Source organism: Kitasatospora sp. NPDC090091 (assembly GCF_044747365.1).
Classification (GTDB): Bacteria; Actinomycetota; Actinomycetes; order Streptomycetales; family Streptomycetaceae; genus Kitasatospora.
This window is the reverse complement of sequence record NZ_JBIVDY010000012.1, coordinates 291,572-304,585: the sequence shown is the minus strand read 5'-3', so window position 1 is coordinate 304,585 and position 13,014 is coordinate 291,572. Positions and strand designations below refer to the sequence as shown.

16 protein-coding genes and 1 pseudogene are annotated in these 13,014 nt (G+C 68.9%); 8 read left to right on the top strand and 9 right to left on the bottom strand.

Going from position 1 to position 13,014, the window contains the following annotated elements; all coding sequences use genetic code 11:
- Window positions 1–252: 252 nt before the first annotated feature.
- Complete coding sequence (locus tag ACIPSC_RS22845) at window positions 253–405, bottom strand: hypothetical protein (protein WP_400827886.1); 153 nt, start codon at window positions 403–405, stop codon at window positions 253–255.
- Between the two features lie 153 nt (window positions 406–558).
- On the opposite strand from ACIPSC_RS22845, the gene ACIPSC_RS22840 reads away from it, so the two are divergent.
- Window positions 559–1,020 carry a DUF4279 domain-containing protein gene (locus ACIPSC_RS22840; protein ID WP_400827884.1) on the top strand — a complete coding sequence of 154 codons (462 nt, stop codon included), beginning with the start codon at window positions 559–561 and terminating at the stop codon, window positions 1,018–1,020.
- Between the two features lie 48 nt (window positions 1,021–1,068).
- On the opposite strand, the gene ACIPSC_RS22835 is transcribed toward ACIPSC_RS22840, so the two are convergent.
- Together ACIPSC_RS22835 and ACIPSC_RS22830 are read right to left on the bottom strand one after the other, a co-directional pair.
- Window positions 1,069–1,596: a transposase gene (locus tag ACIPSC_RS22835; RefSeq protein ID WP_400827901.1), complete on the bottom strand. Its 528-nt coding sequence runs from the start codon at window positions 1,594–1,596 to the stop codon at window positions 1,069–1,071.
- The gene (locus ACIPSC_RS22830) at window positions 1,593–2,132 is read right to left on the bottom strand and encodes a winged helix-turn-helix domain-containing protein (RefSeq protein WP_400827882.1); all 540 of its coding nucleotides are present in this window, start codon (window positions 2,130–2,132) and stop codon (window positions 1,593–1,595) included. The genes ACIPSC_RS22835 and ACIPSC_RS22830 overlap by 4 nt, the downstream gene beginning before the upstream one ends.
- A 90-nt stretch (window positions 2,133–2,222) precedes the next feature.
- Here ACIPSC_RS22830 and ACIPSC_RS22825 point away from each other — a divergent pair, with 90 nt between their 5' ends.
- Window positions 2,223–3,080, top strand: coding sequence for an IS5 family transposase (locus ACIPSC_RS22825; RefSeq protein ID WP_400827880.1), 858 nt, complete (start codon window positions 2,223–2,225; stop codon window positions 3,078–3,080).
- Between the two features lie 18 nt (window positions 3,081–3,098).
- Here ACIPSC_RS22825 and ACIPSC_RS22820 read toward each other — a convergent pair whose 3' ends face one another.
- The 4 genes from ACIPSC_RS22820 to ACIPSC_RS22805 all read right to left on the bottom strand — a co-directional run bounded on the left by ACIPSC_RS22820 (window position 3,099) and on the right by ACIPSC_RS22805 (window position 6,100).
- Window positions 3,099–3,500 carry a hypothetical protein gene (locus tag ACIPSC_RS22820; protein ID WP_400827878.1) on the bottom strand — a complete coding sequence of 134 codons (402 nt, stop codon included), beginning with the start codon at window positions 3,498–3,500 and terminating at the stop codon, window positions 3,099–3,101.
- 839 nt (window positions 3,501–4,339) lie between these two features.
- Window positions 4,340–5,008 (bottom strand): hypothetical protein, encoded by a 669-nt coding sequence (locus ACIPSC_RS22815; RefSeq protein WP_400827877.1) that lies wholly within the window; start codon window positions 5,006–5,008, stop codon window positions 4,340–4,342.
- Window positions 5,009–5,179: 171 nt separating this feature from the next.
- On the bottom strand, window positions 5,180–5,737 hold the full coding sequence (gene tpg, locus ACIPSC_RS22810; RefSeq protein ID WP_400827876.1) for a telomere-protecting terminal protein Tpg: 558 nt from the start codon (window positions 5,735–5,737) through the stop codon (window positions 5,180–5,182).
- Window positions 5,738–5,740: 3 nt separating this feature from the next.
- Window positions 5,741–6,100 carry a hypothetical protein gene (locus ACIPSC_RS22805; protein ID WP_400827874.1) on the bottom strand — a complete coding sequence of 120 codons (360 nt, stop codon included), beginning with the start codon at window positions 6,098–6,100 and terminating at the stop codon, window positions 5,741–5,743.
- A gap of 707 nt (window positions 6,101–6,807) precedes the next feature.
- Between ACIPSC_RS22805 and ACIPSC_RS22800 the strand changes: the two genes are divergently transcribed.
- The 3 genes from ACIPSC_RS22800 to ACIPSC_RS22790 all read left to right on the top strand — a co-directional run bounded on the left by ACIPSC_RS22800 (window position 6,808) and on the right by ACIPSC_RS22790 (window position 8,392).
- Entirely contained in the window at window positions 6,808–7,485 is a 678-nt protein-coding gene (locus ACIPSC_RS22800; RefSeq protein ID WP_400827872.1) for a hypothetical protein, read from the top strand.
- Window positions 7,482–8,078 (top strand): hypothetical protein, encoded by a 597-nt coding sequence (locus tag ACIPSC_RS22795; RefSeq protein WP_400827871.1) that lies wholly within the window; start codon window positions 7,482–7,484, stop codon window positions 8,076–8,078. Before ACIPSC_RS22800 ends, ACIPSC_RS22795 begins: the two co-directional genes overlap by 4 nt.
- A 104-nt stretch (window positions 8,079–8,182) precedes the next feature.
- Entirely contained in the window at window positions 8,183–8,392 is a 210-nt protein-coding gene (locus tag ACIPSC_RS22790) for a hypothetical protein (RefSeq protein WP_400827870.1), read from the top strand.
- A gap of 48 nt (window positions 8,393–8,440) precedes the next feature.
- On the opposite strand, the gene ACIPSC_RS22785 is transcribed toward ACIPSC_RS22790, so the two are convergent.
- Entirely contained in the window at window positions 8,441–9,070 is a 630-nt protein-coding gene (locus tag ACIPSC_RS22785) for a winged helix-turn-helix transcriptional regulator (RefSeq protein WP_400827869.1), read from the bottom strand.
- Window positions 9,071–9,151: 81 nt separating this feature from the next.
- On the opposite strand from ACIPSC_RS22785, the gene ACIPSC_RS22780 reads away from it, so the two are divergent.
- Genes ACIPSC_RS22780 through ACIPSC_RS22770 form a run of 3 tightly spaced genes read left to right on the top strand, consistent with a single transcriptional unit; the run spans window position 9,152 to window position 11,841 of the window.
- Complete coding sequence (locus ACIPSC_RS22780; RefSeq protein WP_327387315.1) at window positions 9,152–9,904, top strand: MBL fold metallo-hydrolase; 753 nt, start codon at window positions 9,152–9,154, stop codon at window positions 9,902–9,904.
- A gap of 23 nt (window positions 9,905–9,927) precedes the next feature.
- Window positions 9,928–10,572, top strand: coding sequence for an NAD(P)-dependent oxidoreductase (locus ACIPSC_RS22775; protein WP_400827867.1), 645 nt, complete (start codon window positions 9,928–9,930; stop codon window positions 10,570–10,572).
- 3 nt (window positions 10,573–10,575) lie between these two features.
- On the top strand, window positions 10,576–11,841 hold the full coding sequence (locus ACIPSC_RS22770; protein WP_400827865.1) for a multidrug effflux MFS transporter: 1,266 nt from the start codon (window positions 10,576–10,578) through the stop codon (window positions 11,839–11,841).
- A 23-nt stretch (window positions 11,842–11,864) separates the two neighbouring features.
- On the opposite strand, the pseudogene ACIPSC_RS22765 reads toward ACIPSC_RS22770, so the two are convergent.
- Window positions 11,865–12,865, bottom strand: a pseudogene (locus ACIPSC_RS22765) (IS5 family transposase).
- Between the last annotated feature and the right edge of the window lie 149 nt (window positions 12,866–13,014).

Here is a 13,014-nt window from a genome sequence, read left to right as displayed (position 1 = left end):
GACCCGGGTCGGTCATCGTCACCTGCAACGACATCACCGCTACCTGGGTGGCAGCGCACTGCCCCGAAGCCCATGGAGGCTGAACAAGCTCGGTGTCTCACCCACAAGTCTTGACTATTGCTCCCGCGGGCACGCGGGGAGAGACCCGAGGGATCTTCCAGGATGTGCATGTACTTCTTTTTCAACTTGAAGACTGAGACTGCATCAGCAAAAGCACGGTACCTGGCTAACCCCAGCAGCGTGAAGCCCGCTTCAGGCAACAACCCCTTGAAGACCAGGCGTGGTCAGCAGTTGGGTCTCGAAGCTCCTACTGGCGGAGCCTCTAAGCAGCATCCCGAACGGATCCGCCGATGCCTCCCCCGCCACCGCACGGACGTCGAAATCGGTCACGTAGAGCATCTGCATTCCGAACCCCTGTCCGCCCTGACCGCCATTGGCATCACAGGCTACTGAACTTGAACTCGTGGTGTCGGGTGCCTGGGGCGCGCGGGCTCCGATTGGTGGAGCGCCAAGAAGAACTCTGTGGCCTTGGACGGGACGGCCTGCGATCGTGATGGCGTGCCAGAGAACTTGATGTTGCGGCAGCCGATGCCGGATACGAAGTGGTCAGCCGGGTCGTTGCGGATCACGAGCCAGACGGTGAGCGCCAGCGAGATCTCGGCTCGCCTGGGAATCGCGCCGGATGATCAGTCCGAGCGGGGAAGCCTGACGAGCCCTCGTAATCCGAGCAGCGTCCGGCGTGAGACCAGCTTGTGGATTCGCCGGAGCGGCCTGGGCAGCGACCGCTGGCCGGAGGAGCATGTGGCGGCACTGGTCAGGCTGCTCGACGGGCACCGTGAGGAGCTGATGCGGCTGTCTGTGGCCTGCGATCTGGAGGTCGTTCTCGGCTTCGGTAGTGAAAACGGCCAGGGCGGCTGCGTCCTGCCAGCTCACCTGCTCGCAGAGGTCGGCGCTCTGGGGCTCGACGTCGTCCTCGACCTCTATCCGCCGACACCGGAGGATGGTGCCTCCGGGACGTGACCGCTGCCGACGCCATCCCTGTCGAGGTGCAAGGACGACCTCGGCCGGTCAGGCATCGAGGGCAAGACCGGTGCCGGTGAGACAGCCGTCGACCAGGTCCGGTCGGTACTGAATCTGCTTGAGCCGGCGCTTGACGGCCCTGGTGATCTGGCCGAGGTTGGCTGCGGCGAGGTTGCCGATGTCGCGCTTGACCAGGGACCAGATGCCTTCCTGCGGGTTCAGATCCGGTGCGTAGGTGGGCAGCTGGAACACGGTAAGCCAGCTGGTGTTCGCCTCGATGAACTCCCGGAGCGGCTTGGTGAGGTGAAGGCGCACGTTGTCCCAGACCAGCACGATCGGGCCACCGAGCTGGGTGTGGGCGCGGATGATCAGGTCGCGGAAGTCACGCCAGCCGAAGCCTTTCGGCTGGTCCTTGCGTCCGTTGTACTCGCGGATGGCGTAGATCAACCGGGACCGCTCGCCCGGTTTGTAACAGGTCATGCCCGCCATCGAGACCCTGCCCGAGCCCCGTCCCCGCACCTGCACGATCGGGGTTTGGCCGATCCGACCCCACGTTCTGGCACGCGGCGGCGTCATCGACTGTCCGGCCTCGTCCTCGAAGACGATCCAGCCGTTGCACGCCGCCGCGGTGCTCTTACCCGTGGCCAGGTCTCCTTCTTCCACAGCTCAACGGCCGAATCGTCGCGCTCGATCGCCCGCCGCGCCGGCTGCTGCCACGACCAGCCGTGCCGACGCAACAGCAGCCATGTCCCCTCCACCGTGTACGAGACGTGGAACAACCGGCCGATCAGCGTCTTCATCCGCGCCAGCGTCCACCGCTGGTCCACCCAGCCGTGGACGAGCGGGCCGCGCTCCAACTCCCGCTCCAGCCTGGCGACCTGAGCCGGGCTGAGCCTCGGGCGGCCTGGAGAGCCCTTCGACCGGACCCCGACCTCGCCCCGCTCGCGCCAGGCCCGGCGCCACCGCTCCACCGACCGCTCGCTCACCCGCAACGCGGCAGCGATCTCCCGGTTCTTCTCCCCGCCCTCGAAGCGCTCCACGGCGTGCAGCCGGATCCGCTCCCGCGCGGCCCTCTCGACGTCGGTCAACCCACCGCCCTGCGCGTACCTCACCGACCCAGGGCTACCGGATCCGACTGGCGGCCGTCAGACCGCGTTTGAGATCTGCCGTGTCCCGTTGCTGAAGGGTTCGTTGAGCTCTCTGTGAGCGGTGTTGGGGGTGGGTATCCGTCGGACCTGGCGGACGAGCAGTGGGCGCTGGTGGAGCCGATGCTGCCGCCGGCGCGAGTGGGGCCGAAGGGTGGTCGGCGGGAGAAGCATCCGCGGCGGCGGATCGTGGACGCGATCTTCTATGTGGTGCGGACGGGGTGTGCCTGGCGACAGCTGCCGAAGGACTTTCCGCCCTGGCCGACGGTGTACTGGTACTTCACCTGGCGGCACGACGACGGCACCGTCGAGCGCATCCACGACGCCCTGCGCGGCCGTATCCGGGAGGCGGACGGCCGCGACACCGAGCCGAGCGCGGGCTTGATCGACTCGCAGTCCGTCCGCACCGCCGACACCGTCCCCGCTGCCACCCGGGGCTTCGAGGCAGGCAAGAAGGTCAAGGGCCGCAAGAGGTTCATCGTCACCGACACCCTCGGCCTACTCCTGACCGTCCACGTCGTCGCGGCGAACATCCAGGACCGCGACGGCGCGAAACGGCCATTGCTGTGGACCCGCCTCGACCACCCCGGCGTCAAGAAGATCTGGGCCGACCAGGGCTTCGCCGGCCGCCTGGTCGAGTGGACCTCCCGGATCCTCGGCCGCGACCTGGAAATCGTCCGCAAGGACCCGGACCAGCGCGGATTCCAGGTCCAGCCCAAGAGGTGGGCGGTGGAGCGGACCTTCTCGTGGCTCACCGCCCACCGGCGCCTCGCCCGCGACTACGAGACCAGCCCCGCCCACTCCGAGACGATGATCCGCTGGGCAATGATCGGCATCATGGTCCGCCGACTGACCCGAGTGGGGCCGGCTTCCCGGCCGAGTCGGCGCTCGGTGACCCGCATTTCGACCCCATAGCGGGGCAGGGCAACAACATCAGTCCGACTCGTCTTCGTCTCTGAGTAGCATCGTCATCGCGTCAAGGTGTTCGTCACTGACCTGCGGCACAGTCCAGTTGTTGCTACGGGCGTGCTCGACGAACGCCGGGTCGAGCTCCACGTGATAGCGACCCACGTAGTGGGCCAGATCGGAGTACCACAACCAGTGTCCGTCCGTGAGCAGGTGCAGCCCTCCGATGAATGCACCGGTCTCGCTCAGCACGTCGGGCACGGCCGCAGGCATGAGAACCAAGGCCGTGCCGGCGCGCAGGTACCGCACCAGATCGCCCTCATGCTCCGGCGCAGCCGCTCTCACGGCAGTCCGGATCGACGGGCCGTCCGGACTGCCGTACTTCAGCTCCCTGAAGCCACCGACGGAGGGGAACTTGTCGAAGATCACCTGGCCGAGGCTAGAACACCCCCCGAGAGGCCACCAGCCCAGATCTCAAACGCGGTCTCAGGCAAACGGCCCCGACATCACCCAATCAAGTTCAGTAGCCACCAATCCGGGATCGGGAACCGTACTCGGATCAAATCGCCAAGGCGCGGCGTTCCCGGACGGAATTCCGCCGGGCGGTTCCGCGGCAGCTGGCTGGGGCCTGTTCGTTGGGCCGGCAGTCCGGTCGGGTGTGACCGAGCGTTTTGCTTGGCGGGTTGAGCAAAGCCGCTGACCAGCAACGATGCCCCGAGCTGCTCCGGCGGAGCGGCCGTCCGGGGCTTCGCGACTTGCTGGCCGGGGAGAACGCTTGCGCTCACCTGGCCACGTCGAACGCTCCGGGCATGTGAAGCGCCCAGTCAGTCGCATCGGGTGTGACTGAGCGCCTCACTTGGCGAGTTGAGCGTTGGCCGGGCAGGGTATCGCCGGAGTTGGGCCGGTGAGCCTGGTTTGGGTGATTTTGCCCGCTCGCCCAGACACGGCGCCCGCGATCTGGAACCACATGGTCGCCCAGCTGCAGGAATGGCCCGGCAACCGGGCCATCACCGACGACCGGAAACGGCTTGCCGTCTCCGCCTACATCTGGGCCCGCATCACCCAGGGCGAGTACTTCTTCTCCCCCTGCCCTCCGCACATCGCAACCGACCCAGAAGCCTGCCGCCTCTGGAAATACCACCGCAGATTCACCTGCACTTGGCTCCGACAGACGGACGACCACCCCCACTACCGCGAGCTGAAGGCACTACTCGACGGCCACGCCGACCAACTCGCCGCCGCCATCGACATGAGCTTGGACGAGGCACCTAGCCCAGCTGCGGATAGCCGATCTCGGCGATGTCTTGGGCCAAGTCCGTCAGGTTGACCTCGGGATTCAGCAGCGACACAAGCTCCTGATCCAGCGGCCGGAGGGCAAACACGTGGCCCACTGCCCCCAGGTCCACGGAGACCTCGTAATAGTCCTCGGCGAAGCGCTGGAACGCTTCCGGCGAACGGTCGACCAGGAGCTCGAACAGGCTCGTCGCCCCATCGGGATCGACAGCCCCCTTGGGGAAGTCGATCGCCCCGTGGTGCCACCGATCATCCGTCGCTCCCCGCCACAAGCAGGCTGTCACGACCGGCACCTCGTCCTCGTCGGTGAACGCAGGCTCCTCGACGAAGGGCTTGAAGAGCTCGGGAACCTCGTCGATCACTCCCGGCCAGGGCTCTCCATCGTTGCCATACGGACTCATCGGAGACTCATGGCAGAAGCCGCGCACATAGGCTCCGGCCGCCGAGAACACGATGGAGTACTCGTCCCCCGACCCGTTGCGCATCGAGGCCATCTCCTCGCCATAGGCCCAACCGGCGTTAAAGGAGTAGTACCGACCTTCCCAATCCGGACTCAGGATCGCGTCGAGCATCGCCAGTGAACGGCACAGAGCCCGCAGGTCTGCGATGGAAGGGAGCTGGCGAGCTACGTCATAGACAGTCACGTGCTCATCCAACTCGATCGCACCGACAACCCCCGACCGAGGAGCGTCGTGAGCCACCAGCTCGTCTCGGCTCACGGCGCCGCACGCTCAGCTCGCCAAGTCAACCGCTCATCCGCCAACTGAAGCGCTCAGTCACATCGGGGCCGGCTCGCGGATTTCTCCGGTCGACGGTCAGTATTTCACGTCGATCGCCTGGATCCCGGTGAATTCGACTTCCAGTCCGGCGGCCCGGCCGCCGTCCTTGAAATAGATTTCCTGGAATCCCTCGGCCATGATCTCGCGCATCTGTTGGTCGCCGGCGCCGTGGTCCTGGGCGGTGAAGAGCCGCTGAGCGTACTCCGGGGGGAGGTGGAGGGTCAGGTGGCGCAGGCGGGCCTCGTCGGTGGTGCCAACGGGGGCGGTGTAGCCGAAGTAGGCCCACACCTCGACGGTGATGCCCGTGCTGGTGGCGGCCTGTTTGCGGGCCCGGCGGCGGATGCCGGGCTGCCACACCTTCTGCAGTTCGCGGTGCAGGGCCTCGCGCAGTGCGGCGCGGGGGTGCTTGCGCTCGCCCTTGAGGTAGCGGCGCACGGTGTTCGGGTCGATGCCCAGGCGTTCCGCGACGGCTTTCTTGTCGCCCTTGGCTGCCCGCACGAGGGCCCGCATCTGGGCCTGTGCGGACTTCGGCAGGGCCTGGGTGAAATGTTCGGGCGCGGCCCGGTCGAGGGCGTCGCCGATCTCCTCTGCCATGGCCTACTTCCCGTCGATGGTGTGGGAGTCGTGGCCCTTGATGTGGCGGGCGGGGTTGAGGGGCTGGTCGCGTTCCAGCCAGTCGACGACGGTGAGCATGGTCTGGACGCCTTCGACCTTGGCCAGGCCGGGGGTGGCGCCGAGGCGGAAGGTGCCGGGCAGGACGCCCTTGCCGGAGCCGGTGAGCGGCAGGAAACCGAGCGGGTCCGCGGTCGGGGAGGCGTAGACGACGCAGTCGTTGTTCACGCCGAGCGGGTAGCGGCCGTTCGCCTTCGCGACGTTGGCCATCTTGCGGTGCATGTTGACGCGGGCCTTGGCGATGACCGCGGCCCGGATGTCCGGGCGCCAGGTCGCCCGCTCCAACGCCGGCCACGGCTCCCCCGCCCTGTAGGTCAGGCCCTGGGGGCGCTCGCTCGGCGGTGAGCGCGGCGCGCAGGGCGTCGAGGTCCTCGCCCGCGTTCTTCAGGAGGCGGTGGGCGGTCATCGCCGCGAGGAAGGCCCGTTCGTCGGTGTCCTTCTCCGTGGGGATGCCTGCCTCGGCCATGGTGGTCACGTACGCCTCACGCAGGCGGTCGTGCCACGGGTCGAGGTAGGCGCCCGCCGTCTCCCGCACGTACGCCTCGACCGGCTGGACGTCGTAGCCGAGCTCGACGGCGTAGGCGACGGTGGGGGTGGCGTACCAGGCCGGACCCTCGGGGGGCCTGCCGGTCGGGGTGAACGGGGAGGGCAGGCGCGGGTCGGTGGGAATGTGGGACAGGTCGACGAACCAGGAGCCGGGCTTCTTCTTGTCGAACACCGGGCGGGTCACGTGGACGGGGCCGGACAGCCCCACCGACAGGCGGCTCGCGGCGGCGAGGTAGGCGGTGTTGATGTCGATGCCGACCGCGTACGGCTCGATCATCTCCGCCTCGGAGAGCGTCTGAACGGGGCGGATCCACTGGTAGGACTCCTCGTCCAGGAACCCGCCCTCCCAGCCCTGCGCCGCCGGGTGCTCCAGCGGCACCTCCGGCGGCGCCGCCTCGTAGACGTCGCTCAGCGCCCCCGGGTTCGGCCCCGACACCCACCCGCCCGTGGCCTCCTCGCGCACCGCCCGGGTCGCCCCGCACATGTTCCGCCGGACCATGGCCATGCTGACCGACCAGTTTCCCGGCTCCGAGATCGCCCTGGGCATCCAGCTCAAGCACATCACCTCACGGGCCCTGGCCAACCGCACCACCCAGGGCTATGCCGCCTCGGCGGCGTCCTGGGCCAAGCACCTGGACGCGGCGGTCGAAGCCGCCCGGTTCCGCGGTCTGCGGGACCTGTTCGACGCCCACAAGGCGAACGAGTCGATTGGCTTCGGTCCGGGCGCCGAGCAGCTGACCCGGACCTTCGACACGATCCGGGACACCGTCACCGCCCAGGGTGGGGACGCGACCGTCGAACACGCCCTGCTCAAGCGGGCCCGCCTCGCCATCCGCTTCGGAACCCTGAACAACTGCCTGTTCGATGCCGCCAACCCCGCCGGCGCCCTCTGTCTGGAGAACACTGTGATCCCGCCCGGCCACACCGGCCCTCTGCAAGACCGCTGCCGCCCGGACCGCTGCGGCAACAGCATGATCGGCCCCCAGCACATCGAGATCTGGGACAGCGAGGAACGGTCCCTCACCAAGCTGCTGGCAACCCCTCGCCTGGCCCCCGGCCATCGCGCGGCCCTCGAACAGCAGCGATCCGACGCACAGGCCGTTCTGCGGAAGGCCGGACGATGACCGACACGAACATCTCGGCCAAGACCGAGAACAAGCTCCGCGCGGCCATGGACAGGCTTCTGGAGGGCAAGCCGCAGCACAGCGACGGCCGACTCACGAAGAACAACCTCGCCCTGGAGGCCGGCGTCAGCCCCGCCACGATGTTCCGCGCGAACGCAGTCCTGGCTGACTGGGACGCCCACATCGACACCCACGGCGCCGATCTGAACCTCTCCCGCGGCACCCTCGTACTGCGCCGCGGCATGCGGCGGCACACCCTCTACCTGGAGGAGTTCACCCACCGCCTGGCCGCCGACTGGCTCACCTACCGCCACCGGCGCTGGCCCACCAGCGTCAACCCCCACCTGCTGGTCACCCAGAAGACGGCCCTCGACCCGGACCACCCAGCTGTAGGCCGGATCACCATGCAGCTGAACCTGGTCCTGTCCAAGGGGCGCACCCTCGACAAGCTCCGCCAGGACCGCATCCTCGACGAGGCGTTCGCCACCGGCGACCCGCTCAAGCTCATGAGGCTCTTCGGCATCACCGAAGACGCCGCCATGCGCTACGTCACCACCGCCCACCCGGAACGCACCACCAAGCTGCCCCGGTAGCCTCACCGCCACCAGCTGCTCGGCCGGCGCGCCGACTCAGCCGGCGGTGTCGGGGCTGGCGCGGGTCGCCCGCCGCCACCCGTCAGTGATGTGGGCCCCATCCCGTGGCCGGCGAGGCGACGCTGAAGGCGCTGGCCGCGGAGGCCGCGGCGAACGAGGCCCGCTACCGGGCGCGGGTGCGCACGGTGCTGCGCTCGTCGTACTCGGGGCACTGGCGGCGGATGCTCTCCCCGCTGCTCGGGGCGCTGGAGCTGAAGTGCAACAACACCGCCTACCCGCCGGTGATGGACGCGATCGACCTGCTGAAGCGGTAAGCAGACTCGGTAGAGCTTGAGATCGCAGGCCCGCGAGCGGCCGGTCGATCAGCGGGGCAGGATGCGCATTACTGCCTCGCGTTCGCCGCTGAGCCGCAGGCCTTGCTGTACTGCGGCGCTCAGATCGAGGTCGCCGAGCAGAGTCGCAGCCAGCAGGTGCGGCGGTCCGGTCAGTGACGCGGTGGGGTGGTCGACCCGGCCGGCGTGTGTGTGCACCGAGCCGTCCTTGACTTCGATGACCAGGTCCTCGTTGCCGTCGGCGTGCAGTTGCAGGGCGATTGCCGGCTGGTCGGGGCGGTGGTCGGTCAGTGCCCGGGCGGGCATGTCCAGCCAGTGGGTGCGGAAGGTGTCGTTGCCGCCCGGCTCACGCAACAGCGGCACGCCCCACCGGCTCAGCTCCTGCAGCACCGGCTCCAGCGCGCGGCCACGCTCGGTGAGGGAGAACAGGGTGGTGGCCACCGGCGGCGGGGCGGCCTCGCGGTGGATCAGGCCGGCTTCCTCGAGTTCGCGGAGCCGGTCGACCAGCAGGTTGCTGGCGATCCCGGGCAGCCCGTTGCGCAGGTCGGTGTGCCGGCAAGGACCCAGGGCGAGCAGTTCACGGACGATCAGCAGGGTCCATCGGTCGCCGATGGTGTCCAGTGCTTTCGCGATGCCGCAGTACTGCCCATAGGTGCGCATGCCACCACCCTACATCGTGGTGTTGAGATTCAAAACTCTCTTGTTGACTTTCTCAACAACGTCGGTCTAGCGTCGCTGCCCATGACCCCAACCCTTTCCGTGCGTCGGCTGGCCTGGGCCGGCGTCGAGATCCGTCTCGGCGACACCCGCCTGCTGATCGACCCGCTCGAGAACGTCGCTCCGCTGGCGCCGGTGATGGGGCCGCCGCACCGGCCGGTCGACCCGGTCGATACCCCGCCCGGCACCCACGCCCTCATCACCCACCTGCACCCCGACCACTACGACCACGACCTGATCGCCCGGATCGCGGCCACCGGCACGATCGGCTGCCACACCCCGAGCGCGGCGGCGCTGCACGAGGTGGGCATCACCCCCGTCGCCCAGGACCTGGGCCAGTCACGCCGCATCGGAGAGCTGACCGTCACCCCGGTGACCTCGCTGGACTGGCGCGGCAACGACTGTGACCAGGTCGCCTGGGTCGTCGAAGGCGCCGGCCGGCGGGTCATCCACTGCGGCGACACCCAGTGGCACGGCAGCTGGTGGCAGATCGCCCGCGACCACGGCCCGTTCGACGTCGCGTTCGTCCCGGTCAACGGCGTCATCGCCCACTTCGAGGGCTACGCGGCCAACGTCCCGGCGACCATGACCCCCGAGCAGGGCGTCGAGGCCGCCGTCGCACTCGGCGCCGGCACCGTCTGCGCCATGCACTACGGCCTGTTCCACAACCCGCCGTTCTACACCGAACAACCCGACATCGAGCAGCGCTTCCAGCACGCCGCCGACGAGCGCGGCATCACCGCGGCCATCATCGCCGACGGCCAGCCCGTCCTCTGACCATCAGAAACAAGGAGCAACACATGAAGATCGTCCTGTTCGGTGCCAGCGGCAACATCGGCCGGCCCACCACCGAGGAACTACTGCGTCGCGGCCACACCGTCACCGCGGTCACCCGAACCGGCCACATCGACGGACTCAAGCACAAGGCCCTGACCGTGACCACCGGTGACGTCACGGACGCCGCCGCGGTCGCCGGCCTCGCCGCCTCCCACGACGCCGTACTGTCGGCCGTCGGCCCCCGGATCGGTCAGGAGAACGACCGCGCCACGATCCTCGGTGCCGCCCGTGCGCTGATCGACGGACTCCGCCGAGCCGGTGTCACCCGCCTGGTCACCATCGGCGGTGCCGGTAGCCTACGCACGCCGACCGGCGCCCGGGTCATGGACGACCCGGACTTCCCCGCGCTGTGGAAGGCCAACGCCGAGGCCCAGTCCGAAGCGCTCGACCTCTACCGCGGCGTGCACGACCTCGACTGGACGTACGTGTCGCCCGCCGCAGTCATCGGAGCGGGCGAGCGGACCGGAGCCTACCGCAGCGCCGGGGACACCCTGCTCACCGACGACGACGGCAACAGCCGCATCTCGTACGCCGACTACGCGATCGCCTTGGCCGACACGATCGAGAGCGGCACCGCGATCCGCCGCCGCATCACCGTGGCGTACTGAGCCATGAGCAACGACGCCGCCGGCCGGCAAACCCGATTCATCGTCCTGCTCGCAGCGCTCGTGGCCCTGGGACCACTGTCCATCGACGGCTACCTGCCCGGACTGCCGGACCTCGCCGGCGACCTGCGCGCCAGCGCCGCGGCCACCCAGCTCACCATCACCGCCTGCCTGGCCGGGCTGGCCATCGGGCAGCTGATCGCCGGGCCGCTGAGCGACACCTACGGCCGGCGGCGTCCGTTGCTGGCGGGCCTCGCCCTCTACACGATCGCCAGCGCGCTCTGCGCGGTGGCGCCCGACGTCCGGACCTTCGTCGGCCTACGCCTGGTCCAGGGCATCGGCGGGGCGTTCGGCATCGTCATCGCCAACGCCATGGTCCGCGACCGCACCTCCGGAACCCGCACCGCACGTCTCTTCTCCGCACTGACCTTGATCACCGGCCTGGCGCCGGTGTTCGCGCCGGTCCTCGGCGGCCAGCTACTGCGCGTCACGGCCTGGCCGGGGATCTTCGTGGGCCTGGCCGTACTCGGCGCCGTGATGCTGGCGGCCTCCGCCGCAGGACTGCCGGAGACCCGGTCCTCCGCGGCACGCCAGCCGCTGCCGGCTGTCGTCGGGCAGCTGCTCAGCGACCGGGTCTTCACCGGGTACGTCCTGGCCAACGGCCTGGTCTTCGCGGCGATGTTCGCCTACATCTCCGGCTCGCCGTTCGTCCTGCAGGAAATCCACGGCCTGTCACCGCAGCAGTACAGCGCCGTGTTCGCCGTCAACGCCGCCGGACTCATTGCGGCCGCCCAGATCAGCGGCCGGCTGGTGGCCCGGGCCGGCGCCCGCGTGCTGCTGCTCGCCGGTCTGCTGGGCGCGACAGCCGGTGGCACCACGGTCCTGGGCGCGGTGCTGACACGGGCACCCCTGCCCGCGCTCCTGATCGGCCTGTTCGTCCTGGTCTCCAGCGTGGGCCTCGTCATGCCGAACGCCGCGGCCCAGGCCCTGGCCGACCACGGCGGACACGCCGGGTCGGCCGCCGCTCTGCTCGGCTTCAGCCAGTTCATGTTCGGCGGGGCACTTGCTCCGCTGGCCGGCGCGGGCGGCGCCACCGACGCCTTGCCGATGGGAATCATCGTCGCCGTGCTGCCGGCGCTCGCTCTGCTCACACTCGGCGTCCTCACCCGGTCGGTGCCCGGTGAGCGCACTCGCAGGCCGGCTCGCCAAGGACCTGCCGGGCACCGGCGACCGCGCCGGCACATCGATCGCAGACGCCGCAAGGTCCACTAGCTAGGGGCCGTATTTGGTCGTGATCAATGGGTCCGGGTGAGGTCCTTGATCCAGATCATCGCGCCACGGAGGTGGAGGCCTGCGAGGTAGCTTTCCGGGGTCTTGTCGTGCCGGGTGGCGATGCCTCGCCAGGCCTTCAGCTTGTTGATCAGGCGCTCGACGGTGTTGCGCTCCTTGTAGAGCTCGGGGTCGTAACTGACGGGCCTGCCGCCCTTGCTGCCCTTCTTCTGCCGGTTGGCGCTCTGGTCCTTCTTCTCCGGAATGACCGCCGTGATATGGCGCTCGCGCAGGTGGGCGCGGTTGCCGCGGGACGAGTAGGCCTTGTCCCCGGCGACCGCGTCCGGCCGGGTGCGGGGACGACCGACCGGCACCCGGACCCGCACCTTCTTCAGCACGGGGATGAACTGCGGGCTGTCCGCGGCCTGGCCCTGGGTCAGCATGAACACCAGCGGGCGGCACTTCCGGTCGCCGGCGCAATGGATCTTGCTGGTCTGCCCACCCCTGGAGCGTCCGAGTAGGGCTTCCTTCAACCGGATCTTGTGCCGACGCCGGATGCGTCGCCGTTCTTCCCGTTTCGGGCCACCTGAGGCGTCCCGCCCGTCTTGTTCCTCCGGGCCTCCCCCTTTTGTCGTGCCTTCTCCGCCTCGTCGGCGGCCTTCTCCAGGGCGGCCATGGTGTCGGGGTCAAGGTGCATCCCGGCGGCGTCGTGGTGGGCTCGCACGGTGGTGGAGTCCACGCCGACCAGGGAAAAGTCCACCTCACCGTGCTTCGCAGCTTCCGCGATCATCCCCTCCAGCAGGGCTTCGAAGACGCCGACGTCCCTCCACTGCCGGAACCGATTGGAGACGGTCGACCAAGCGCCGAACTCCTTCGGCATCTCCCGCCACTGTCCGCCCGTCCGGAATCGCCAGATCACGCCCTCGAACTGCTGCCGCAGCCGCTCCGGGTACGGGCCGTACTCGCCGATCGGCAAGTACGGCTCGATCAACACCCACTCCGCATCCTTCAGTTGCGCTCGCGTCACGCACCACGGTCTACCGGAACTGGACCCGCCGCGAAGGCAAATCGCACATATTGATCACGACCGAATACGTGCCCTAGTGCTGTGACCGAGAAGGTTCACCGGGTTGGGGCGGGCCAGTCAGCTGGAATCGTGTAGCGCCAACCCAGGCG

What these genes read in the sequence shown, in the direction of transcription:
- ACIPSC_RS22770 (WP_400827865.1), top strand. Translation starts at nt 10,576, where the DNA reads ATGAGCAACGACGCCGCCGGCCGGCAAACCCGATTCATCGTCCTGCTC.
- tpg (WP_400827876.1), bottom strand. Translation starts at nt 5,737, where the DNA reads ATGGCAGAGGAGATCGGCGACGCCCTCGACCGGGCCGCGCCCGAACAT.
- ACIPSC_RS22780 (WP_327387315.1), top strand. Translation starts at nt 9,152, where the DNA reads ATGACCCCAACCCTTTCCGTGCGTCGGCTGGCCTGGGCCGGCGTCGAG.
- ACIPSC_RS22795 (WP_400827871.1), top strand. Translation starts at nt 7,482, where the DNA reads ATGACCGACACGAACATCTCGGCCAAGACCGAGAACAAGCTCCGCGCG.
- ACIPSC_RS22835 (WP_400827901.1), bottom strand. Translation starts at nt 1,596, where the DNA reads ATGACGCCGCCGCGTGCCAGAACGTGGGGTCGGATCGGCCAAACCCCG.
- ACIPSC_RS22845 (WP_400827886.1), bottom strand. Translation starts at nt 405, where the DNA reads ATGCAGATGCTCTACGTGACCGATTTCGACGTCCGTGCGGTGGCGGGG.
- ACIPSC_RS22785 (WP_400827869.1), bottom strand. Translation starts at nt 9,070, where the DNA reads ATGCGCACCTATGGGCAGTACTGCGGCATCGCGAAAGCACTGGACACC.
- ACIPSC_RS22775 (WP_400827867.1), top strand. Translation starts at nt 9,928, where the DNA reads ATGAAGATCGTCCTGTTCGGTGCCAGCGGCAACATCGGCCGGCCCACC.